A 21,342-nucleotide genomic window follows, 5' to 3' on the forward strand; every position below is an offset into this window, starting at 1 on the left:
CCGCATCGCCTTGTTATGGGCTCAGCCGGCAGCGCGGCAGATGGCCGAGAAGTCAGCCGCCTTGAGGGCGGAGCCGCCGATCAAGCCGCCGTCGATATCGGGCTGGGCAAACAGTTGCACCGCGTTGTCGGGCTTGACGCTACCGCCATACAGAATGCGCATCGCGTCGGCCTTCTGCGTCGCGGCGGCGAGCTGCTTGCGCAACACGGCGTGCACCGCCTGCGCCTGTTCGGGCGAAGCAGTGAGGCCAGTGCCGATCGCCCACACCGGCTCATAGGCCAACACGATCTCGCCAATGCAATGCGTCAGCGTATGGATCACCGCGGCCAGCTGGCGCTTCACCACCGCCTCGGTCTGCCCCGCCTCGCGCTCGGCCAGGGTTTCACCCACACAGACGATGGGCGTCACGCCATGCGCGAGCGCAGCCTTGGCCTTGTCGGCCACCAGCTGATCGCTCTCATGGTGATAGGCGCGACGCTCGGAGTGGCCGACGATGACATAGCGGCAACCGATGTCGGCCAGCATGGCCGACGAGACCTCGCCGGTGTAGGCGCCCTGCTCATGGGCCGAGCAGTCCTGCGCACCAAAGGCCACCGCCTGGCCGGTCAACGCCAGGGCGGTCTCGGTGATGTAGGGAAACGGCACGCAGACCGCCACATCGGCGTTCCACGGCCCCGCCTCCTTCAAGCCGGTCAGCAACAAGGCATTGGCAGCACGGCTGCCGTGCATCTTCCAATTGCCCACCACCAACTTCTTGCGCATCGCTAACACTCCAACTTACCAGCTCAGCACGATCTTGCCCACATGCTCGCCCGACTCCATGAGTGCGTGCGCGGCAGCGGCCTGATCGGCTGGCAATTGTTTGTAGATCACCGGCGCAATGGTGCGCGCCGCCAGCAAGGGCCAGACATGCGCGCGCAGCGCGCGCGCAATGCCGGCCTTGAACTCGAGCGAGCGCGGCCTGAGCGTCGAGCCACTGATGGTCAGACGCCGGCGCAAGACCTGACCCGCATCGAACTCGGCCTTGACGCCACCCTGCACCGCGATGATGACGGCCCGGCCGTCGTCGGCCAGGCACTGCACGTTGCGGGCCACATAGTCGCCCGCCACCATGTCGAGGATCACATCCACGCCACGGCCCGCAGTGGCCGCCTTGATCTCGGCCACGAAGTCCTGCGTGCGATAGTTGATCGCCACATCGGCACCCAGCTTCAGGCAGGCCGCAGCCTTCTCGGCATTGCCCACCGTCACCAGCACCTTGGCGCCAAAGGCCTTGGCCAACTGGATCGCCGTCACCCCGATACCGCTGCTGCCGCCATGGATCAAGATGCTTTCGCCGGGCTGCAGACGCGCCCGCTCGAACACATTGCTCCAGACGGTGAAGAAGGTCTCGGGCAGGCTGGCCGCCTCGGCCATGCTCCAGCCATCCGGCACCGGCAGGCATTGCGTCACGGGGGCCGTGCAAAGCTCGGCATAGCCACCGCCCGCCACCAGCGCGCAGACCGCGTCGCCAATGTGCAGGCCGGCCGCAGCCAGAGCCTGACCATCGCCCGCAACAATGCGCCCCGCCACTTCCAGGCCAGGCAGATCGCTGGCACCGGGAGGCGGCGGGTAAGCACCCTTGCGCTGCAGCACATCCGGGCGATTGATGCCATAGGCCTGCACGCCGATCAGGCACTCCCCTGCCCCGGCGACGGGGTCGGGTCGGCTGACCAGCTGCAGCACCTCGGGCGCGCCCGGCTGCGTGATGGCGATGGCCTTCACTGCCAGGCCTTACTCGGCCGCGCCTTCTTCGGCTACCGGGGCGGCGACGGGCGCTGCCTGCGGTGCGAATGCGGGCGCGGCGTCGCGGTCGATCAGGGCCTTCATCGACAGCTTGATGCGACCCTTCTCGTCGGTCTCCAGCACCTTGACCTTGACGATCTGGCCTTCGGTCAGGAAGTCGGTGACCTTCTCGACGCGCTGGTGGGCGATCTGGCTGATGTGCAGCAGACCGTCCTTGCCGGGCAGCAGGTTCACGAGGGCACCGAAGTCCAGGATCTTGGTGATCGGGCCTTCGTAGACCTTGCCCACTTCCACTTCGGCGGTGATCTCTTCGATGCGCTTCTTGGCGTGTGCGGCCTTGTCGGCGTCGGTCGAGGCGATGGTGATGGTGCCGTCTTCACCGATGTCGATGGTGGTGCCGGTCTCTTCGGTCAGCGCACGGATGGTGGCGCCGCCCTTGCCGATCACGTCACGGATCTTCTCGGGGTTGATCTTCATGGTGTACAGACGGGGCGCGAACTCCGACACCTCGGTCGAGGCGCCGGCCACCGCTTCCACCATCTTGCCCAGGATGTGCAGACGCGCCTCCTTGGCTTGCGCCAGTGCGACCTGCATGATTTCCTTGGTGATGCCCTGGATCTTGATGTCCATCTGCAGGGCCGTGATACCGGTGGTGGTACCCGCAACCTTGAAGTCCATGTCGCCCAGATGATCTTCATCGCCCAGGATGTCGGTCAGCACGGCGAAACGGTTGGCGTCCTTGATCAAGCCCATGGCGATACCGGCCACATGCGCCTTCAGGGGCACGCCGGCGTCCAGCAGCGAGAGGCAGCCGCCGCACACCGAAGCCATCGACGAGGAGCCGTTGGACTCGGTGATTTCCGACACCACGCGGATCGAGTAGGGGAAGTCTTCCTTGTTCGGCAGCACCGCCACCAGGGCGCGCTTGGCCAGACGGCCGTGGCCGATTTCGCGGCGCTTGGGGCTGCCCACGCGACCGGTTTCGCCGGTGGCGAACGGAGGCATGTTGTAGTGCAGCATGAAGCTCTCGCTGAACTCGCCGGCGAGCGCGTCGATGGTCTGCGAATCGCGGTCGGTGCCGAGGGTCGCGGCCACCAGGGCCTGGGTCTCGCCACGCGTGAACAGCGAGGAACCGTGGGCGCGCGGCAGCACGCCGGCGCGGATCTCGATCGGGCGCACGGTGCGGGTGTCGCGGCCGTCGATGCGGGGCTCACCGGCCAGGATCTGGCCGCGCACGATGCGGGCTTCGATCTCGAACAGCAGGCCGTCGACCTCGACACCGTCGAATTCCACGCCCTCGGCCTTCAGGGTCTCCTTGACCTTGGCATAGGCCTCGCGGCAGGCCACGGTGCGGGCTTGCTTGGAGCGGATCTGGTAGGCGGCGCGCAGCGCCTCTTCGGCCAGGGCCGTGACCTTGGCGATGAAGGGTTCGTTCTTGGCCGGAGCCACCCAGTTCCAGCTCGGCTTGCCGGCGTCGCGCACCAGTTCATGGATCGCGTTGATGGCGATCTTGCCTTGCTCATGGCCGAACACCACGCCACCCAGCATGATGTCTTCGCTGAGCTGGTCGGCTTCGGATTCCACCATCAGCACGGCGGCCTCGGTACCGGCCACCACCAGGTCCAGCTTGGAGTCCAGCAGCGCGGTCTTGCCGGGGTTCAGCACGTATTCGCCGTTCACATAGCCCACGCGCGCAGCGCCGATCGGGCCATTGAAGGGGATGCCGGAGATGGCCAGCGCGGCACTGGTGGCGATCAGGGCAGCGATGTCGGCCTGCACCTCGGGGTTCAGCGACACCACATGCACCACCACCTGCACTTCATTGAAGAAGCCTTCGGGGAACAGCGGGCGGATCGGGCGGTCGATCAGGCGCGAGGTCAGGGTTTCCAGCTCGCTGGGGCGGCCTTCACGCTTGAAGAAGCTGCCGGGGATCTTGCCGGCGGCATAGGTCTTCTCGAGATAGTCGACGGTCAGCGGGAAGAAGTCCTGGCCGGCCTTGGCCTCACCCTTGGCCACCACGGTGGCCAGCACCACGGTGTCCTCGATATTCACCAGCACGGCGCCGGAAGCCTGGCGTGCGATCTCGCCGGTTTCCATGATGACCTGGTGGTTGCCCCATTGGAAGGTCTTGGTGACTTTGTTGAACAAGCTCATGTTCATCTCCTCTAGTGTTTGGGCGCTTGCGGTGCGCCTGCGAACCGGGAGTGGGGCTGGGTTTGGCCGGATGCCATTCCAGGGGGCCTCGGGTGAAACACCTTGGAATGACACATCTCAACCACGTCAGCTCAACTCCAAAACGTTGAACTACAAAGACAAAGAGCCTGTGCTGGCAGTAGTTCCAGACAGGCTCCTTGATCGCGACAGCTGCTTACTTACGCAGACCCAGCTTCTGGATCAGTGCGGTGTAACGCGCAGCGTCCTTGCGCTTCAGGTAAGACAGCAGGCTCTTGCGGGCGTTGACCATCTTCAACAGACCGCGGCGGCCGTGGTGGTCCTTGGCGTGCAGCTTGAAGTGGGGGGTCAGCTCGTTGATGCGAGCGGTCAACAGGGCCACTTGGACTTCCGGCGAACCGGTGTCGTTGGCGCTGCGAGCGTTCGACTTGACGATGTCTGCTTTGTTCAGATCGGCGACTGCCATGGTGCGTTCCTAGCTATCGGAATCCGCCGGGCAGCGCCCCCATGAAGGGACTAAAGCGTCGCTCTCAGACGGTTTCCAGGTTTTCAACTTGCGGTCACAGGTGAAACCGACCCGTGCCGTGCCTTGTTCCACGTCACCAAGCAATGCCTGGCGGCGCAAAACCTGCGGATTGTAGACCAAAACCGGACGCAGGCGCAGCACACAGACCGATTCGGATGCACAAGCGGCCGCATATGGCAGCGCATGCGGACGGTTTCAAGAGCCTTGTGCAAGCGATGCGGACGCATGTCACCTGAATTTGACGGCCGGCAAGGCGGCCGCTGCCGCAGCTCTTGAAAGCGCCCGCCCTGCACCTAAGTTCGGGCCATGGGTACTGATCGCTCCGTTGCCGGCAGGCCCGTTGTTCCACCGATTCCGCAAGGAGGCTCTATGTTTCTCGTTCCCGTGAACCGCAATGCATCCGAACTCTCACGCAGCCTGGAGCGTCTGTTTGACGACGGCCTGAGCAACTTCTTCGGCGACGTCCGCGAGCTCGCCAGCCAGTTGCGCAGCCCGGCGCTGGATGTCAGCGAAACCGAGCAGGGCTACACGGTCAAGCTGGACATGCCCGGCGTGCCCAAGGAAGCCGTGAAGATCAGCATCGACGGCCGCCGCATCAGCGTGGACGCCGAGACCCGCAAGGACGAAGAGAAGAAGGACGGTGAGCGGCTGCTGTACCGCGAACGCTCCAGCTCGCGCTTCTCGCGCAGCTTCAGCCTACCCGAGGAAGTGAGCCAGTCCGACTCCAGCGCCAAGATGGACCATGGTGTGCTGACGCTGAATCTCGCCAAGCGCCAGGCCAAGGGCGCCGCACAACTGACGGTGAGTTGAACGCGTCGTCAGGCCGCCGCCAAATCCCAGCGCGGCCTGACTTCGAAGCTGCCATCGCGCCTAAGCTGGCCCATGCCGCGCTGCAAACGCATGGCGGCGGCCATCGCGATCATGGCGCCGTTGTCGGTGCACAAGCTGAGTTCGGGATAGTGCACACGCACGCCGCGCTTGGCACAGGCGCTGTTGAGTTGCTCACGCAGGGCGCTGTTGGCACCCACGCCGCCGGCCACCACCAGGCGCTTGAGGCCCGAGGTCTTGAGCGCCAGCAGCGACTTCTTCACCAGCACCTCGACGATGGCGGCCTGCGTGGCGGCCGCCAGATCAGCACGCTGCTGTTCGGTCGGCGATTCGCCCAGGCGCTTCACCTGGGTCAGCACCGCCGTCTTCAGGCCCGCAAAGCTGAAATCCGGCTTGCCGCTGTGCAGCAGCGGCCGTGGCAATTCGAAGGCCTTGGGGTCGCCCTGCAGGGCCAGCTTGGCCAGATGCGGACCGCCCGGGTAAGGCAGGCCCAGCAGCTTGGCGCTTTTGTCGAAGGCCTCGCCGGCCGCATCGTCGATGGTTTCGCCCAGGATCTCGTAGCTGCCCACATCGTCCACCCGCATCAGCTGCGTGTGCCCGCCCGAAACCAGCAGGGCCACGAAGGGAAACTCGGGCGCATCCGTCGAGAGAAAGGGCGAGAGCAAATGGCCTTCCAGGTGATGCACGCCGAGGCTGGGCTTGCCCAGCGCGGCGGCCAGCGCCACCGCCACGCCGGCCCCCACCAAGAGGGCGCCGGCAAGACCTGGCCCCTGGGTATAGGCAATCACGTCCACGTCCGCCAAGCCCAGCTGCGCCCCGGCCAGGACCTCGCGCGTGAGCGGGATGACACGGCGGATATGGTCGCGCGAGGCCAGTTCGGGCACCACACCGCCATAGGCCTGGTGCATGCTGATCTGGCTGTGCAGGCCCTGCGCCAGCAAGCGCGGCGCGCCCTGCTCGGGCACCTCGACCAGGGCCACCCCGGTCTCGTCACAGGACGACTCGAAGCCCAGCACGCGCATTCAGTGCTTTTCCTTGGCGTGGTTGATCGAGTACTTGGGGATTTCAATGGTGACGTCCTGATTCGCCAGGATGGCCTGGCAGCTCAGGCGCGAATCGGGTTCCAGCCCCCAGGCCCGATCCAGCATGTCTTCCTCGCCCTCCTCCATCTCGGACAGCGAACGCTGGCCGGCGCGCACGATCACGTGACAGGTGGTGCAGGCGCAGACCTGGTCGCAGGCGTGCTCGATGGGAATGTCGTTGTCCAGCAGGGCCTCGCAGATCGAGGTGCCGGAGGGTGCCGTCACCTCGGCGCCCTGCGGGCAGTACTCGGGATGGGGAAGAATCTTGATGATGGGCATGGTCAGAGCTGCTCGATGTTGCGGCCCGCCAGCGCCTGGCGTATGCCTTTGTTCATGCGTGCGGCCGCGAAGGCCTCGGTTCCCTTGGCCAGGGTCTCGACGGCGGCATTGATGCGATCGGCGTCTTCGCCGATCGCCGCGGCCTGCATCTGCTCCAGCAAGGCGTCGATCTCCGCATGTTCGCCCGCCGTCAGCAGGTCGGCGTCGGCCGCCAGCGCCGACAGGGTGGCCAGGCGCATGCGCTCGGCCTCCACCCGCGCCTCGCGCAGGGCGCGTGCCTGCATATCGGTCTCGGCACTGGCAAAGCCATCCTTGAGCATGCTGGCGACCTGCTCGTCCGAGAGCCCATAGCTGGGCTTGACGCTGATGGCGGCCTCCACGCCCGAGCCCAGTTCGCGTGCCGACACGCTCAGCAAGCCATCGGCGTCGACCTGGAAGCTCACGCGGATGCGCGCCGCACCGGCCACCATGGGCGGAATGCCGCGCAGCTCGAAGCGCGCCAGCGAGCGGCACTCGCTCACCAGCTCGCGCTCGCCCTGCAGCACATGGATGGCCATGGCGGTCTGGCCGTCCTTGAAAGTGGTGAAGTCCTGCGCCTTGGCCACCGGAATGGTAGCGTTGCGCTCGATCACGCGCTCCACCAGGCCACCCATGGTCTCCAGCCCCAGCGACAGCGGGATCACGTCCAGCAGCAAGATCTCGCCATCGGCCGCGTTGCCGGCCAGTTGGTTGGCCTGGATGGCGGCCCCCAGGGCCACCACCTCGTCCGGGTTCAGATTGGTCAGGACCTCGCGGCCGAACAGCTGGCCGACGGCCGCGCGCACGCAGGGCATGCGGGTCGAGCCGCCCACCATCACCGTGCCTTGCACCTCGTCGGCCTTGATCTTCGCGTCACGCAGCACGCGGCGCACCGCGACCAGGGTCTTGTCCACCAGCGGCTTGGCCAGCGCTTCGAACTGCTGGCGGCTGACGCTCACGCCGACGCGCCCCGCGTCCAGCTCGCAGGCCAGCTCGGTGGACTCGGCCGCGGACAGCGCCTCCTTGGCGCGACGCGCGGCGACCAGCACGGCGCGCTTGTCGTGCGCGCTGGCGGCTGCCAGGCCCACCTGGGCCAGCGCCCAGTCGGCCAGCAACTGGTCAAAGTCGTCACCGCCCAGGGCGGCATCGCCGCCGGTGGCCACCACCTCGAAGACGCCGCGCGTCAGGCGCAGCAACGAGATGTCGAAGGTGCCGCCGCCCAGGTCATAGACCGCGTAAAGCCCCTCGGACGCGTTGTCCAGCCCGTAGGCGATGGCCGCCGCGGTGGGCTCGTTGATGAGGCGCAGCACCTTGAGGCCGGCGAGCTGGGCCGCATCCTTGGTGGCCTGGCGTTGGGCGTCATCGAAGTAGGCCGGCACGGTGATCACGGCACCGAACACGTCGTCGGCAAAGCTGTCTTCGGCGCGATAGCGCAGCGTCGCCAGGATCTCGGCGGAGATCTCCACCGGCGACTTGACGCCCGCACGCGTGTTCACGCTCAACATGCCCGGCGTGTCCTCGAAGCGGTAGGGCAGCTTGTCGCGGCCGCTGATGTCCGCCAGCGCGCGCCCCATGAAGCGCTTCACCGAGACGACGGTGTGCTCGGGGTCGTCGGCCTGCGCCGCCAGCGCTTCGGCACCGATCTGGCGACCGCCACCCTCGAGGTAGCGCACCGCCGACGGCAGGATCACGCGACCCTGCGCATCGGGCAGGCACTCGGCCACGCCATGGCGCACCGAGGCCACCAGCGAATGGGTGGTGCCCAGGTCAATGCCGACGGCGATGCGCCGTTCATGCGGATTGGGCGACTGGCCCGGTTCGGAAATCTGCAGCAATGCCATGTTCTTATTGTCCCAGCCCGTCCAGGGCGTCCAGGCGCTTGTCGATATCGGCGCGGAAGCGTGTCACGAACATCAGCGCGCGCACGCGCTGGGCCGCAGCGGCCGCATCCTGCTTGTCGTCCAACAGCGTGCCGGCCTCCGCCAGCAAGGCGCGTTCGCGCGCCGCCACCAGATCGTCCAGCGCCTGCACCGCCGCCACGCCCTCGGCCTCGTCGAGGGCCTCGCGCCATTCCATCTGCTCCATCAGGAAGCCGGCCGGCATGGCGGTGTTGTCATGCTCTTGCAGCGGCGCGCCGCGCAGTTCGCACAGGTAGGCGGCGCGCTTCATCGGGTTGCGCAGGCGCTGGTGGGCCTCGTTGACACGCACCGCCCATTGCATCGCCAGACGCTGTGCGGCCGCGCCGTCGGCGGCGAATTTGTCCGGGTGCACGCGGGCCGCCACCGCCTTCCAGCGCGCGTCGATGTCGGCCAGCTCCTGCGCAAAGCGCTGGGGCAGGCCAAAGAGGCTGAAATCGTCGTCGGCGAGATTCATGAAGCGTGGTCAGCGAAGCAACAAAAACGCGGCCAGGGTTGGCCGCGCCTCGTCATCGGAGCATGGGCTCAGACGCGGAAAGACTCACCGCAACCGCAGCGATCCTTCTCGCGCGGGTTGCGGAACTTGAAGCCCTCGTTCAAACCCTCGCGCACGAAGTCCAGCTCGGTGCCATCCAGGTAGGGCAAGCTCTTCGGATCGATCAGGATCTTGACGCCATGACCCTCGAACACGATGTCCTCCGGCGCCACGTCATCGGCGTATTCCAGCTTGTAGGCCAGCCCCGAGCAACCGGTGGTCTTCACCCCCAGGCGCACACCCACACCCTTGCCGCGCTTGGTGATATAGCGCGTCACATGGCGCGCCGCGGCTTCCGTCAAGGTCACTGACATCCTGAACTTCCCGCGGCTTACTGAACGTGCTTGGCGCGGTAGTCATCTACCGCGGCCTTGATGGCGTCTTCGGCCAGGATGGAGCAGTGGATCTTCACCGGCGGCAGCGCCAGTTCCTCGGCAATCTGGGTGTTCTTGATGTCCAGGGCCTGGTCCAGGGTCTTGCCCTTGACCCACTCGGTCACCAGCGAGCTGGAGGCGATGGCCGAGCCGCAACCATAGGTCTTGAACTTGGCATCCTCGATCAGCCCGGTGGCGGGGTTGACCTTGATCTGCAGCTTCATCACATCGCCGCAGGCCGGCGCACCCACCATGCCCGTGCCAACGCTGTCGTCACCCTTTTCGAAGGCGCCGACGTTGCGGGGGTTCTCGTAGTGATCAACAACTTTTTCGCTGTATGCCATCTTGTTCTCCTGCTAGTTCCGGCCGCTCAGTGCGCGGCCCACTGGATGGTGCTGAGGTCAATACCATCCTTGTACATATCCCACAGCGGCGAGAGCTCGCGCAGTTTCGCCACCCTGTCCTTCAGCGTGCTGACGGCATAGTCGATCTCCTCCACCGTGGTGAAGCGGCCGATCGTCATGCGCAGGGATGAATGCGCCAGCTCATCGCTGCGGCCCAGGGCGCGCAGCACATAGCTGGGCTCCAGGCTGGCCGAGGTGCAGGCCGAGCCCGACGACACCGCCAAGCCCTTCACGCCCATGATCAGGGACTCGCCCTCCACATAGTTGAAGGACATGTTCAGGTTGTGCGGCACGCGCTGCTTCAGATCGCCATTGACGAACACCTGCTCGATGCCCGACAGGCCATCCAGCAGGCGCTGGTGCAGCATGCGGATGCGCTCGCCCTCTTCCTTCATTTCCAGCTTGGCGATGCGATAGGCCTCGCCCATGCCGATGATCTGGTGCGTGGCCAGCGTGCCCGAGCGCATGCCGCGCTCATGGCCGCCGCCGTGCATCTGCGCTTCCAGGCGGATGCGCGGCTTGCGGCGCACGAACAGCGCGCCGATGCCCTTGGGGCCATAGGTCTTGTGCGAGGCCAGGCTCATCAGGTCGACCGGCAGGCTCGCCAGGTCGATCTCCACCTTGCCGGTCGCCTGCGCGGCATCGACGTGGAAGATCACGCCGCGTTCGCGGCAGAGATTGCCGATCGCCACGATGTCCTGGATCACGCCGATCTCGTTGTTGACGAACAAGACCGAGGCCAGGATGGTGTCCGGCCGCAGCGCGGCCTTGAACGCTTCCAGATCCAGCAGGCCGTTCTCCTGCACATCCAGGTAGCTGACGTCGAAACCCTGACGCTCCAGCTCGCGGCAGGTGTCCAGCACCGCCTTGTGCTCGGTCTTGAGGGTGATGATGTGCTTGCCGCGGGTCTTGTAGAACTGCGCCGCACCCTTGATCGCCAGGTTGATGGACTCGGTGGCGCCCGAGGTCCAGACGATTTCACGCGGATCCGCATTCACCAGCGACGCGACCTGCTCACGCGCCTTCTCCACCGCGGCCTCGGCCTCCCAGCCCCAGGCATGGCTGCGGGAGGCGGGGTTGCCGAAATGCTCGCGCAGCCAGGGCACCATCACATCCACCACGCGCGGGTCCACCGGGGTGGTGGCGCCGTAGTCCAGGTAGATCGGGAAATGCGGGGTCATGTCCATGGTTGAGAAACTGCGGGTTTACTTGTTGAAGGCGTTGCCGAGCGCGAACACCGAGTTCGGCGCGGTGATACGGATGGGTTTGACGACGGGGGTCGAGGAGATCGCACGCTTGATCGGCGCCTCCTCGATCGTGACGCCCTTGGCGAGCTGGTCTTCCACCAGCTTGCGCAGCGACACGGAGTCCAGATACTCGATCATCTTGGCGTTCAGGCTGGTCCAGAGTTCGTGCGTGATGCAGCGGCCGGTGTCCTCGCCCATGCAGTTTTCCTTGCCACCGCAGCCGGTGGCGTCGATGGGCTCATCCACCGCCACGATGATGTCGGCCACCGTGATGTTCTCGGACTTGCGCCCCAGCGAATAACCGCCGCCCGGGCCGCGCGTACTCTCCACCAGCTCATGGCGGCGCAACTTGCCGAACAGCTGTTCCAGATAGGACAGGGAGATCTGCTGGCGCTGACTGATGGCGGCCAGGGCCACCGGGCCGCTGTTTTCACGCAGCGCCAGATCGATCATGGCCGTGACGGCGAAACGCCCTTTGGTGGTCAAACGCATGGAATTCTCCTTCGGCCTCGAGGGGCCCTGAGCCAGCACGAACTAAACGAACACTGGAAAACCCTGCTTGCTCAATGCAAGTCATCGACAGCCTGGGTTTACCCTCGCCTATGTCCGAGCATTTTACTCAATTATCGCCAAGCTTGCTTGGCACGCGTCCCGCGCGGCGCAAGGCCCTGCTGGTGTCAGGTCTTGCGTAGCCGCTGTCGCAGCGCTTGCGCCAGCGGCGCGCAGTCCGCTGCGCCCAGGAACAGGGCCAGCTTGCATCGCGTAGATGAGATCGAAGTGATCGAAATCAAGCACCCTGGGCTGTAGCGCCCGCCGTGCCGACAGGTCGCAGCCGCGCGCCAGCGCGCCTCACTTGCCTGGCTTGAAGGCGCTGATCGGCACGATGTTGTCGTGCACGGCCGCGCCAAAGGCCTGCTCGCGCAACTCGGCCAGCTGGTCGCGGATGCGTGCCGCCTTTTCGAACTCCAGGTTGCGCGCATGCTCCAGCATCTGCTTCTCGAGCTGGGTGATGCGCTTGCTGAGGTCCTTCTCCGACAGCACTTCCACCTCGGCGGCGTGGATCAGCTTCTGGTCGTCGCGACCCGGCTTGTCGGAATAGACACCGTCGATCAGATCGCGGATGCGTTTGTTGACGCCGCGCGGCGTGATGCCATGCTCCAGATTGAAGGCCACCTGCTTGGCGCGGCGCCGCTCGGTCTCGCCGATCGCCTTCTTCATCGACTCAGTCATGCGGTCCGCATAGAGGATGGCCTTGCCGTTCAGGTTGCGCGCGGCCCGGCCTATGGTCTGGATCAGGCTGCGCTCGGCGCGCAGAAAGCCTTCCTTGTCGGCATCCAGGATCGCCACCAGCGAGACCTCGGGGATGTCCAGGCCTTCGCGCAGCAGGTTGATGCCCACCAGCACATCGAACACCCCCAGGCGCAGGTCGCGCAGGATCTCCACACGCTCCACCGTGTCCACGTCCGAGTGCAGATAGCGCACCTTGACGCCGTTGTCGCTCAGATAGTCGGTGAGCTGTTCGGCCATGCGCTTGGTCAGCGTGGTGATGAGCACGCGCTCGTTCACCTTCACGCGCTCGTGGATCTCCTGCAGCACGTCGTCCACCTGGTGGGTCGCAGGCCGCACCTCCACCGTCGGATCCACCAGGCCGGTGGGCCGCACCACCTGCTCCACCACCTGCCCCGAGTTCTGCTGCTCGTAGGCGGCCGGCGTGGCCGAGACAAACACCGCCTGGCGCATCTTGCGCTCGAACTCCTCGAACTTGAGCGGCCGGTTGTCCAGCGCCGAGGGCAGGCGAAAGCCATATTCCACCAGCGTGGTCTTGCGCGCCCGGTCGCCGTTGTACATGCCGCCGAACTGGCCAATCAGCACATGGCTCTCGTCCAGGAACATCAGCGCATCTGGCGGCAGATAGTCCACCAGGGTCGGCGGCGGCTCGCCCGGCGCGGCCCCGGAGAGATGGCGGGTGTAGTTCTCGATGCCCTTGCAATGCCCCACCTCCTGCAGCATCTCCAGGTCGAAGCGGGTGCGCTGCTCGACGCGCTGCGCCTCCACCAGCTTGCCCTCGGCCACGAACTGGCCGACGCGCTCGCGCAGCTCGGCCTTGATGGTGTCCATCGCGGCCAGCACGCGATCGCGCGGCGTGACGTAATGGCTGCTAGGGTAGACGGTGAAGCGCGGGATCTTCTGGCGGATCTGGCCGGTAAGCGGGTCGAACAGCTGCAGGGCCTCGACCTCGTCGTCGAACAGCTCGATGCGCAGGGCCAGCTCCGAATGCTCGGCCGGGAACACGTCGATGGTGTCGCCCCGCACGCGGAAATGCCCGCGCACGAACTCCATCTCGTTGCGCTGGTACTGCATGCGTATCAGCTGGGCGATCACATCGCGCTGGCCCATCTTGTCGCCCACGCGCAGCGTCATCACCATCTGGTGATAGTCGGCCGGGTTGCCGATGCCGTAGATGGCCGACACCGACGCCACGATCACCACGTCGCGCCGCTCCATCAGGCTCTTGGTGCAGGACAGGCGCAACTGCTCGATCTGCTCGTTGATGGCGCTGTCCTTCTCGATGAAGAGATCGCGCTGCGGCACATAGGCCTCGGGCTGGTAGTAGTCGTAGTAGCTGACGAAATACTCCACCGCGTTCTTGGGAAAGAAGTCGCGGAACTCGCTGTAGAGCTGCGCCGCCAGAGTCTTGTTGGGCGCAAAGATGATGGCAGGCCGCCCCAGGCGCGCGATCACATTGGCCATCGTGAAGGTCTTGCCCGAGCCGGTCACGCCCAGCAGGGTCTGGTAGCTGAGGCCATCGTTGATGCCCTCCACCAGCTGCGCGATCGCGGTCGGCTGGTCGCCCGCCGGCGGAAAGGGCTGGAAAAGCTGGAACGGCGAGCCTTCGAAAGAGACGAACTCGCCCTTCGGGGCGTTGGTGTCTTCCTCGGCAATAGGCATCACGGCAGGTGCATCTGGCATGGGGGATTCCCTGAGATCGGCCCGCGTCCCCGCCTAAAATGGCGGCGCTGTCGCGGGCTGCGAACCCGACAGCGTAGCGCAGCCGGCGCTGGCTCGCCGGCGCCACTCCCTCCCGCTCTTGCCACCGTCCTGTCAGGAAAGACGCCCATGTCCTTGTTTGCCGCCGTCGAAATGGCCCCCCGCGACCCCATCCTGGGTCTGAACGAGCAATTCAATGCCGACACCAATCCCGCCAAGGTGAACCTGGGCGTCGGCGTGTATTACGACGAGAACGGCAAGCTGCCCCTGCTGCGCTGCGTGGCCGAGGCCGAGGCGCAGATGCAGGCCGCCCCCAAGGCGCGCGGCTATCTGCCCATCGACGGCATCGCCGCCTATGACCAGGCGGTGCAGGGCCTGGTGTTCGGCGCCGACAGCGCCGCGGTGCGCGAGGCCCGCGTGGCCACCGTGCAGGCCCTGGGCGGCACCGGTGGCCTGAAGATCGGCGCCGACTTCCTCAAGCGCCTGAGCCCCGATGCCCAGGTGCTGATCTCCGACCCGAGCTGGGAGAACCACCGCGCGCTGTTCACCAACGCCGGCTTCAAGGTCTCGACCTACCCCTATTACGACGCCGAGCAGCGCGGCATCCATGTCGCCGGCATGCTGGCCACGCTGCAGGCCGCCGCACCCGGCACCATCGTCGTGCTGCACGCCTGCTGCCACAACCCCACCGGCTACGACCTCAGCGCCGAGCAATGGGCCCAGGTCGTCGAGGTGGTGAAGGCGCGCGGCCTGGTGGCCTTCCTGGACATGGCCTACCAGGGCTTTGGCGAAGGCATCGCCGAGGACGGCGCGGTGGTGCAGCAGTTCCTGGCCGCCGGCCTGGACTTCTTCGTCTCCACCAGCTTCTCCAAGAGCTTCTCGCTCTACGGCGAGCGCGTCGGCGCGCTGAGCGTGGTGTGCGTCTCGCCCGAGGAGGCCAAGCGCGTGCTGAGCCAACTCAAGATCGTCATCCGCACAAACTACTCCAACCCGCCCACCCATGGCGCCCAGGTGGTGGCCATGGTGCTGTCCACCCCCGCCCTGCGCGCCATGTGGGAAGAGGAACTGGCCGGCATGCGCCTGCGCATCCGCGAGATGCGCCAGGCCCTGGTGGCCGAGTTGAAGGCCGCCGGCGTGAGCCAGGATCTGAGCTTCGTGACGCGCCAGAAGGGCATGTTCAGCTACTCGGGCCTGAACGCCGCCCAGATGCAGCGCCTGCGCAGCGAGTTCGGCATCTATGGCGTGGACTCCGGCCGCATCTGCGTGGCGGCGCTGAACGGCAAGAACCTCAAGGCCGTGGCGGCCGCCATGGCCGCCGTCATCGCCGGCTGATTGGCGGGCTGATTTGTCCCTTGCGCGACAGCAGCGCCGGGTAATTACCGGCGCTGTGCGCACTATTTCGGGGATTCATAGGTAATTGACACAAGGCAGGAGTCAGTCTGGGCTCGTAGAATGCTGCAATGCACAAATGAGCAAGCCGCTGCCACTCGCAGCGAACTAGCAGCCCAGTTCCTGAACCAAGAGGTCCGCCATGCTGTACCAGCTCTATGAAACCCAACGCGCGCTGATGAGCCCCTTCGCGGAGTTCGCCAGTGCCTCGGCCAAGCTCTACAGCCACCCGCTTTCGCCCTTCACGCACACGCCGCTGGCGCAACGCGTGTCGGCCGGCCTGGACTTGATGCATCGCCTGGCCAAGGAGTACGAGAAGCCCGAGTTCGGCATCCGCGGCGTGGATGTGGACGGCGTCGAGGTCGCGGTACAGGAGCTGGTGCCCATCACCAAGCCCTTCTGCCGGCTGCTGCGCTTCAAGCGCTACACCGACAACCTGCAGGTGCTGGCCAAGATGAAGGAGCAGCCCACCGTGCTGGTGATCGCGCCGCTGTCCGGCCATCACAGCACCCTGCTGCGCGACACCGTCAAGCAGTTGCTGAAGGACCACAAGGTCTTCATCACCGACTGGACCGACGCCCGCATGGTGCCGCTGGAGGCCGGCCCCTTCCACCTGGACGACTACATCGCCTATGTGCAGGAGTTCATCCGCCACGTCGGCCCCGATGTGCATGTGATCTCGGTCTGCCAGCCCACGGTGCCGGTGCTGGCGGCGATTTCGTTGATGGCCTCGAATGGCGAGATCACGCCGCGCTCCATGACCATGATGGGCGGCCCCATCGACGCGCGCCGCAGCCCCACGGCGGTGAACAACCTCGCGATGAACCGCAGCCACAGCTGGTTCGAGAACAACGTCATCTACCGCGTGCCCACCAATTTCCCGGGCGCCGGCCGTGCCGTCTACCCGGGCTTTCTGCAGCACACCGGCTTCGTGGCGATGAACCCCGACCGCCACCTCAGCTCGCACTACGACTACTTCCTGGACCTGGTGCGCGGCGACGATGACAGCGCCGAATCGCACCGCCAGTTCTACGACGAGTACAACGCCGTGCTCGACATGCCGGCCGAGTACTACCTCGACACCATCAAGACGGTGTTCCAGGACTTCGCACTGGTGAACGGCACCTGGGAGGTCGATGGCCAGCTGGTGCGCCCGCAGGACATCCAGGGCACCGCCCTCTTGACCGTGGAAGGCGAGCTGGACGACATCTCCGGCGCCGGCCAGACCCGTGCCGCCCACGAGCTGTGCAGCGGCATCCCCACCGCGCATCAATACCATTACGACGCCATCGGCGCCGGCCATTACGGCATCTTCTCGGGCCGCCGCTGGCGCGAGAAGGTCTATCCGGTGGTGCGCGACTTCATCCTCAAGTACAACCACGCGGCCGAGCGCCCGGCCCATGCCGATGGCAGCAAAGTGCGCAAGCCGCGCAGCAAGAGTAAGACGACGGCTTGATTGCAGCGCTGACGCCTCTTGAGGACCTGACCCAACGCATTGATCAGGCCCTGCCCCAGACCCAGTGCACGCGCTGCGGCTACCCGGACTGCCGCAGCTATGCGGCCGCGGTGGCCGGCGGCGCGGCGGGCCTCAATCAATGCCCGCCCGGCGGCGCCGAGGGCGTCGCGCGCCTGGCCGAGATCACCGGCCGCCCGGCGCTGCCACTGAGCGCCTCGCATGGTGTGGAGGGGCCGCGCACGCTGGCGGTGATCGACGAAGCCTGGTGCATCGGCTGCACCCTTTGCATCAAGGCCTGCCCGGTCGATTGCATCGTCGGTGCGCCCAAGCAGATGCATGTGATCGTGGACGCGCAATGCACCGGCTGTGAGCTCTGCATCCCGGCCTGTCCGGTGGACTGCATCGCGCTGGTGGATGCCAGCACCGGCCGTAGTGGCTGGGACGCCTGGAGCCAGCCGCAGGCGCTAGAGGCGCGTGAGCGCTACCAGTTTCACCAGCTGCGCGTGGTGCGCGACAAGCAGGAAAACGACGCACGCCTGCAGGCCAAGGCCGAGCACAAGCTCGCGCACCTGGCAGAGATCAGCAAGCTCAGCGATCCATCCGAACTCGACAAGAAGCGCAGCGTGATCGAGGCCGCACTGGCGCGCGCGCGCGCCAAGCGTGGCGTTTAGCGCCGCCTAGCGCCAGTCGGCACACAGGCCCAGCTGCACCCCCTGCCGTGCCAGCAGCTCGCCGGCCTCGGTGCTGAGCCAGAAGGCATGCTCGCGCACGCGCGCCGCACGGATCGGATCGGCACGGGTTTCGGTGCCGCCGGCCCGGCCCGGGTGGGTCATCAACAGGCCGCCGTCGGGCAGGCCGGCCAGCCAAGCCGCCACCAGTTCACCGAACCGCGCCTCGGGGCCGAAGTCGTAGACACCGGCGAAGTCGCGGTTCATCGCCAGGCCCTGCGCCTGCGCCAGGCCTTGCAAGCGGCCCGCGCCCAGGGCCGCGATCACCGCCGCCTTGGGGCCGCGCCAGCGCCGCGCACGCGTGTTGCGCAACGCGCAGCCCCGGCCATAGCGGCGCGCCAGCGCCGCCACCACGGCCTCGCGCAGCACCGGCAACTGATGCACGTGCTGGTGACCATCCAGATAGTCGGGCGCCCGGCCCAGCGTGGCCTCGAAGGCGTCCAGCTGGCTGGCCACCCAGGCGTCAGCATCGCGGCGCGCAATCGCGCCCAGATAGGCGGCCGCGATCCAGCCCGACAGGCTGCGCCTGGCGTAGCCGGCGAACTCGTTCACGTCCAGGTGCAGGCCGACATCGGCCGCGCCGGCACGTTCGCGCAAGGCCGGTGCCCATTGCGCCCAGGCGGGCGACAGCACCATGCAGCTGGTGGCGCTAAGGCGGCCGGCGTCGATGCCGTCGAGGATGCCCTGGCTGACGGCGGCGTCGAAGCCGTAGTCGTCGGCACAAATCTGCACCCGCTTCATGCCGCCCGCCGCTTGAAGGCCCAATGCCGGCTCAGCAGCCAGGTCATCGCCGCCACCGCCAGCAGCACCAGGAACAGCGCGAGGCGGTACTCCACGCCCAGGCCGAGCAGGACGGCGTACATCAGCTCATTGCTGGCAAAGCCAAGCAGCGCCACCAGCGCAAAGCGCGGCAGGGCCTGGCGGCCGCTCGCCTGCTGGGCCGCGAAGCTGAGCCGGTGATGGCCGACGAAGCTGACGCAAAAGGCCAGCATGAAGCCCAGCACATTGGCCAGCAGGGGCGCCAGGTCCAGCAGCTTCACCGCCAGTACCACCACGCCGAAGTGCACCGCGGCGGCACTCGCCCCCACGGCGCCGAACCACAGCAGTGACCTCACGGTTCGCCGTCCCGGCCGGCCAGCGGCGGGGTCAGGTCTTGCGTCACATAGAGCGGGCGGCGCTTGACTTCGTCGAACACCCGGCCCAGGTACTCGGCGATGATGCCCAGGCACAGCAGCTGCACGCCGGCCAGGAAGGTGATGGACGCCGCCAGCGTGGCAAAACCCGAGATGTCGTTGCCCAGGAAGAGCTTCTCGAACACGATCCAGAGGCCAAACACCACCGAGGCCACCGACACCATGATGCCCAGCGCCGACACCAGGCGCAGCGGCACCTTGCTGAAGGCGGTGATGCCGGTCACCGCCAGCGACAGCAGCCGCATGAAGCGGAAATGGCTCTCGCCATGGGCACGCTCCTCCGGCACGAAGGGGATTGCCTGGGCCTTGAAGCCCACCCAGGCGAACAGGCCCTTCATGTAGCGCGCGCGCTCTGGCAACTGGCGCAGGGCCAGCACCACGGCACGATCCAGCAGGCGGAAGTCACCCGCGTCGGCCGGCAGTTCGAAGCGCGAGCCCTTTTGCATCAGCCAATAGAACACGCGCGTGTAGCTGCGCCGCGCCCAGGACTGCGAGGCGCGCCGCCCGGTCTGCACGCCGTAGACGACGTCGAAACCGGCGCGCCAGCTCTGCAGCATCTCCAGCACGCAGACGATCGGATGCTGACCGTCGGAGTCCATGCTGACGACCACCTGGCCCTCGGCGGCATCGAGGCCGGCGGTGAGCGCCGCCTCCTTGCCGAAGTTGCGCGAGAGGCGCAGCAAGCGCACCGGCAGGCCCGCATGGATCAGGCCCTGCACCACCAGCACGGTGTCGTCGCGGCTGCCATCGTCCACCACCAGCAGCTCCAACCGATCCGCCTGCGCGCTCAGGCGCGCCTGCAGTTCCGGCAGCAGCCAGGCCAGGTTGGCGGCCTCGTTGTAGGCCGGCAGCACCACCGACAGCAGGGCAGGTCGCAGCCGCGGTGCAGCAGCGGGCTGAAGGGTCTGGGGCAAGGAACTCATCGGGCTGAATTGTGCGACAGAGCCGGCTCGGCCACGAGACAGGCGTCCTTGTTGCAAGCCAGTGCCCGGTCGGCGGGCACCTCCGCGCGCGGCAGGACCGCGAAGGCGGGCGCACCGGGCTCGCCCGGCATGCCCTCGTACAGGCGTCCGGCGGTGTAGAAGTAGGCCGAGTAGGGAGGCTTGGCCTGGTAGCGCAACGCACAGCGCTGGCCCGCACAGGCCCTCTCGTAGGCGGCGATCAGCCCCTGGTCGGAATTGCGCTGCACCGCCTGCGGCAATTTGTAGAGATAGGCCCAGGCCGTCAGCGCCAGCACCAGCAGCACATAGACGCGCAGGCGGCGCCCCGCCAGGCTGGCCTCGGGCAACAGGCCCAGCGCCAGGATCACCAGGCCCGGCATGGCCGTCAGCGCATAGGTGGCGATGATGTTGCGTGCGCCCGTGAAGACCAGCAGCGGTGCGAGCAGCAGGCAGGCGGCATAGCTGATCAGCTCGGGCTCGAGCTGGCTGCGCAGTTGCCGCCCGACCGCGCCGCGGCCCTCGCGCCAGCGCAGCCAGGGCAGGCGCGCCAGCGCCAGCAGCACCCAGGGCAAGGCGGCGACGAGAGTGAAGAGCCAGATCATGCCCAGCGGCTGGGCGTGGGCGAAGCCATAGCGGTCGCCCTTCCAGCCCGGCTGCAGGAAGCGCATCACATGCTCGCCCAGCACGAAGTACTGCAGGAAGCCGGGCGTCTTGAGCTCGGCGATGACGAACCAGGGCAAGGCCACCGCCATCCAGATCAGCCACACCCAGGGGTCGCGCATCACGGCCCAGACCAGGCGCCAGTGCCGTCGCCAGCCCGCATGCATGAGGATGGGCAGCAGCGCCAGCACGGCCGCGGCCGGCCCCTTGGTCAGCAGCGCCAGGCCCAGACCCAGCGCCAGCACGCGCGCGGCACGGCGGCGCCCCGCGCCCTCGTCCTTGAGCACCCGCCACCAGGCGGCCTGCACCAGCAGCACGGTGGCGCCCAGAGTGGCGTCCGTCATCACCGCACCGGCGCACAGGAAGAACAGCGGGCTCAGCATCAGCCCCGTCAGCATGGCCGCGCGCTGCAGCGCCGACACACTGCCCTTGAGCATCCAGTGCATGCTCCACAGGGCCAGCAGCGCCCACAGCAGCGCAGCCAGACGTCCGGGCCAGGCGTGGGCGCCGAACAGCTCCATCAGCAGGGCCTGGCTCCAGGTCGACAGCGGCGGCTTGGCCCAGAACACCTCGCTGGGCGTGATGTGCGGGCTGACCCAGTCCTGCAGCACCACCATCAGGCGCGCGATCTCGGCGTAGCGCGCCTCGGTATGGTCGGTCAGCACCGCCAGCGGCAGGCTGGACAGGCGCAGCAGCAGGGCGGCGGCAAGCACCAGCCACCAGACCCGGGTGGCAGCAACGTGAGGAAGCGGTTTGGTCATCGAAGCGGGGCGAAGCAATGAAGCGCCGAAGCAGGTGCCGCATTCTCCTTGAGGCGCGCG

21 protein-coding genes are annotated in these 21,342 nt (G+C 66.9%); 4 read left to right on the forward strand and 17 right to left on the reverse strand.

Annotated elements, in window-relative coordinates:
* Positions 1-21: 21 nt before the first annotated feature.
* The 4 genes from tpiA to rpsO form a co-directional block, all read right to left on the reverse strand.
* Positions 22-762 carry a triose-phosphate isomerase gene (tpiA, locus tag PFX98_RS20185; RefSeq protein WP_285232272.1) on the reverse strand — a complete coding sequence of 247 codons (741 nt, stop codon included), beginning with the start codon at positions 760-762 and terminating at the stop codon, positions 22-24.
* A gap of 15 nt (positions 763-777) precedes the next feature.
* Positions 778-1,764 (reverse strand): NAD(P)H-quinone oxidoreductase, encoded by a 987-nt coding sequence (locus PFX98_RS20190; RefSeq protein WP_285232273.1) that lies wholly within the window; start codon positions 1,762-1,764, stop codon positions 778-780.
* Between the two features lie 9 nt (positions 1,765-1,773).
* Entirely contained in the window at positions 1,774-3,939 is a 2,166-nt protein-coding gene (gene pnp / locus PFX98_RS20195; protein WP_285232274.1) for a polyribonucleotide nucleotidyltransferase, read from the reverse strand.
* 214 nt (positions 3,940-4,153) lie between these two features.
* Positions 4,154-4,423, reverse strand: coding sequence for a 30S ribosomal protein S15 (gene rpsO / locus PFX98_RS20200; protein ID WP_285232275.1), 270 nt, complete (start codon positions 4,421-4,423; stop codon positions 4,154-4,156).
* Positions 4,424-4,852: 429 nt separating this feature from the next.
* Here rpsO and PFX98_RS20205 point away from each other — a divergent pair, with 429 nt between their 5' ends.
* Entirely contained in the window at positions 4,853-5,293 is a 441-nt protein-coding gene (locus PFX98_RS20205) for an Hsp20/alpha crystallin family protein (protein ID WP_285232276.1), read from the forward strand.
* An 8-nt stretch (positions 5,294-5,301) separates the two neighbouring features.
* Here the strand turns inward: PFX98_RS20205 and tsaD are convergent, their stop codons facing one another.
* From tsaD to uvrB, 9 genes are all read right to left on the reverse strand, one after another.
* The gene (gene tsaD, locus PFX98_RS20210) at positions 5,302-6,333 is read right to left on the reverse strand and encodes a tRNA (adenosine(37)-N6)-threonylcarbamoyltransferase complex transferase subunit TsaD (protein WP_285232277.1); all 1,032 of its coding nucleotides are present in this window, start codon (positions 6,331-6,333) and stop codon (positions 5,302-5,304) included.
* Positions 6,334-6,672 carry an ISC system 2Fe-2S type ferredoxin gene (gene fdx, locus PFX98_RS20215; protein ID WP_285232278.1) on the reverse strand — a complete coding sequence of 113 codons (339 nt, stop codon included), beginning with the start codon at positions 6,670-6,672 and terminating at the stop codon, positions 6,334-6,336.
* A 2-nt stretch (positions 6,673-6,674) separates the two neighbouring features.
* Complete coding sequence (gene hscA, locus PFX98_RS20220; protein WP_285232279.1) at positions 6,675-8,531, reverse strand: Fe-S protein assembly chaperone HscA; 1,857 nt, start codon at positions 8,529-8,531, stop codon at positions 6,675-6,677.
* A 4-nt stretch (positions 8,532-8,535) separates the two neighbouring features.
* On the reverse strand, positions 8,536-9,063 hold the full coding sequence (gene hscB / locus PFX98_RS20225; RefSeq protein ID WP_285232280.1) for a Fe-S protein assembly co-chaperone HscB: 528 nt from the start codon (positions 9,061-9,063) through the stop codon (positions 8,536-8,538).
* Positions 9,064-9,131: 68 nt separating this feature from the next.
* On the reverse strand, positions 9,132-9,455 hold the full coding sequence (gene iscA, locus PFX98_RS20230; RefSeq protein ID WP_285232281.1) for an iron-sulfur cluster assembly protein IscA: 324 nt from the start codon (positions 9,453-9,455) through the stop codon (positions 9,132-9,134).
* 17 nt (positions 9,456-9,472) lie between these two features.
* Entirely contained in the window at positions 9,473-9,859 is a 387-nt protein-coding gene (gene iscU, locus PFX98_RS20235) for a Fe-S cluster assembly scaffold IscU (RefSeq protein ID WP_285232282.1), read from the reverse strand.
* 26 nt (positions 9,860-9,885) lie between these two features.
* Complete coding sequence (locus tag PFX98_RS20240; protein WP_285232283.1) at positions 9,886-11,106, reverse strand: IscS subfamily cysteine desulfurase; 1,221 nt, start codon at positions 11,104-11,106, stop codon at positions 9,886-9,888.
* Between the two features lie 18 nt (positions 11,107-11,124).
* Positions 11,125-11,658 carry a Fe-S cluster assembly transcriptional regulator IscR gene (iscR, locus tag PFX98_RS20245; RefSeq protein WP_285232284.1) on the reverse strand — a complete coding sequence of 178 codons (534 nt, stop codon included), beginning with the start codon at positions 11,656-11,658 and terminating at the stop codon, positions 11,125-11,127.
* A 357-nt stretch (positions 11,659-12,015) separates the two neighbouring features.
* Positions 12,016-14,115 carry an excinuclease ABC subunit UvrB gene (uvrB, locus tag PFX98_RS20250; protein WP_425334707.1) on the reverse strand — a complete coding sequence of 700 codons (2,100 nt, stop codon included), beginning with the start codon at positions 14,113-14,115 and terminating at the stop codon, positions 12,016-12,018.
* A 168-nt stretch (positions 14,116-14,283) separates the two neighbouring features.
* Here uvrB and PFX98_RS20255 point away from each other — a divergent pair, with 168 nt between their 5' ends.
* The 3 genes from PFX98_RS20255 (at position 14,284) to rsxB (ending at position 17,670) form a co-directional block, all read left to right on the forward strand.
* On the forward strand, positions 14,284-15,486 hold the full coding sequence (locus tag PFX98_RS20255; protein ID WP_285232286.1) for an amino acid aminotransferase: 1,203 nt from the start codon (positions 14,284-14,286) through the stop codon (positions 15,484-15,486).
* A 199-nt stretch (positions 15,487-15,685) separates the two neighbouring features.
* On the forward strand, positions 15,686-16,999 hold the full coding sequence (locus PFX98_RS20260) for a polyhydroxyalkanoate depolymerase (RefSeq protein ID WP_285232287.1): 1,314 nt from the start codon (positions 15,686-15,688) through the stop codon (positions 16,997-16,999).
* Positions 16,996-17,670, forward strand: a complete 675-nt coding sequence (gene rsxB / locus PFX98_RS20265; protein ID WP_285232288.1) for an electron transport complex subunit RsxB — start codon at positions 16,996-16,998, stop codon at positions 17,668-17,670. The genes PFX98_RS20260 and rsxB overlap by 4 nt, the downstream gene beginning before the upstream one ends.
* 6 nt (positions 17,671-17,676) lie before the next feature.
* Here the strand turns inward: rsxB and PFX98_RS20270 are convergent, their stop codons facing one another.
* The 4 genes from PFX98_RS20270 to PFX98_RS20285 are packed head-to-tail and all read right to left on the reverse strand — an operon-like array spanning position 17,677 to position 21,282.
* Positions 17,677-18,468 (reverse strand): ChbG/HpnK family deacetylase, encoded by a 792-nt coding sequence (locus PFX98_RS20270; RefSeq protein WP_285232289.1) that lies wholly within the window; start codon positions 18,466-18,468, stop codon positions 17,677-17,679.
* Positions 18,465-18,842 (reverse strand): GtrA family protein, encoded by a 378-nt coding sequence (locus PFX98_RS20275; protein ID WP_285232290.1) that lies wholly within the window; start codon positions 18,840-18,842, stop codon positions 18,465-18,467. The genes PFX98_RS20270 and PFX98_RS20275 overlap by 4 nt, the downstream gene beginning before the upstream one ends.
* Positions 18,839-19,843, reverse strand: a complete 1,005-nt coding sequence (locus tag PFX98_RS20280) for a glycosyltransferase family 2 protein (RefSeq protein ID WP_285232291.1) — start codon at positions 19,841-19,843, stop codon at positions 18,839-18,841. Before PFX98_RS20280 ends, PFX98_RS20275 begins: the two co-directional genes overlap by 4 nt.
* Positions 19,840-21,282 carry an ArnT family glycosyltransferase gene (locus tag PFX98_RS20285; protein ID WP_285232292.1) on the reverse strand — a complete coding sequence of 481 codons (1,443 nt, stop codon included), beginning with the start codon at positions 21,280-21,282 and terminating at the stop codon, positions 19,840-19,842. The genes PFX98_RS20280 and PFX98_RS20285 overlap by 4 nt, the downstream gene beginning before the upstream one ends.
* Between the last annotated feature and the right edge of the window lie 60 nt (positions 21,283-21,342).

The organism is Paucibacter sediminis (assembly GCF_030254645.1).
Taxonomy (GTDB): Bacteria; Pseudomonadota; Gammaproteobacteria; order Burkholderiales; family Burkholderiaceae_C; genus Paucibacter_B; species Paucibacter_B sediminis.

Bases quoted from the DNA above. Each gene is read 5' to 3' on its own strand.
- tpiA (WP_285232272.1), bottom strand. From the start codon at position 762: ATGCGCAAGAAGTTGGTGGTGGGCAATTGGAAGATGCACGGCAGCCGT.
- pnp (WP_285232274.1), bottom strand. From the start codon at position 3,939: ATGAGCTTGTTCAACAAAGTCACCAAGACCTTCCAATGGGGCAACCAC.
- rpsO (WP_285232275.1), bottom strand. From the start codon at position 4,423: ATGGCAGTCGCCGATCTGAACAAAGCAGACATCGTCAAGTCGAACGCT.
- PFX98_RS20205 (WP_285232276.1), top strand. From the start codon at position 4,853: ATGTTTCTCGTTCCCGTGAACCGCAATGCATCCGAACTCTCACGCAGC.
- tsaD (WP_285232277.1), bottom strand. From the start codon at position 6,333: ATGCGCGTGCTGGGCTTCGAGTCGTCCTGTGACGAGACCGGGGTGGCC.
- fdx (WP_285232278.1), bottom strand. From the start codon at position 6,672: ATGCCCATCATCAAGATTCTTCCCCATCCCGAGTACTGCCCGCAGGGC.
- hscA (WP_285232279.1), bottom strand. From the start codon at position 8,531: ATGGCATTGCTGCAGATTTCCGAACCGGGCCAGTCGCCCAATCCGCAT.
- hscB (WP_285232280.1), bottom strand. From the start codon at position 9,063: ATGAATCTCGCCGACGACGATTTCAGCCTCTTTGGCCTGCCCCAGCGC.
- iscA (WP_285232281.1), bottom strand. From the start codon at position 9,455: ATGTCAGTGACCTTGACGGAAGCCGCGGCGCGCCATGTGACGCGCTAT.
- iscU (WP_285232282.1), bottom strand. From the start codon at position 9,859: ATGGCATACAGCGAAAAAGTTGTTGATCACTACGAGAACCCCCGCAAC.
- PFX98_RS20240 (WP_285232283.1), bottom strand. From the start codon at position 11,106: ATGGACATGACCCCGCATTTCCCGATCTACCTGGACTACGGCGCCACC.
- iscR (WP_285232284.1), bottom strand. From the start codon at position 11,658: ATGCGTTTGACCACCAAAGGGCGTTTCGCCGTCACGGCCATGATCGAT.
- uvrB (WP_425334707.1), bottom strand. From the start codon at position 14,115: ATGCCTATTGCCGAGGAAGACACCAACGCCCCGAAGGGCGAGTTCGTC.
- PFX98_RS20255 (WP_285232286.1), top strand. From the start codon at position 14,284: ATGTCCTTGTTTGCCGCCGTCGAAATGGCCCCCCGCGACCCCATCCTG.
- PFX98_RS20260 (WP_285232287.1), top strand. From the start codon at position 15,686: ATGCTGTACCAGCTCTATGAAACCCAACGCGCGCTGATGAGCCCCTTC.
- PFX98_RS20270 (WP_285232289.1), bottom strand. From the start codon at position 18,468: ATGAAGCGGGTGCAGATTTGTGCCGACGACTACGGCTTCGACGCCGCC.
- PFX98_RS20280 (WP_285232291.1), bottom strand. From the start codon at position 19,843: ATGAGTTCCTTGCCCCAGACCCTTCAGCCCGCTGCTGCACCGCGGCTG.
- PFX98_RS20285 (WP_285232292.1), bottom strand. From the start codon at position 21,282: ATGACCAAACCGCTTCCTCACGTTGCTGCCACCCGGGTCTGGTGGCTG.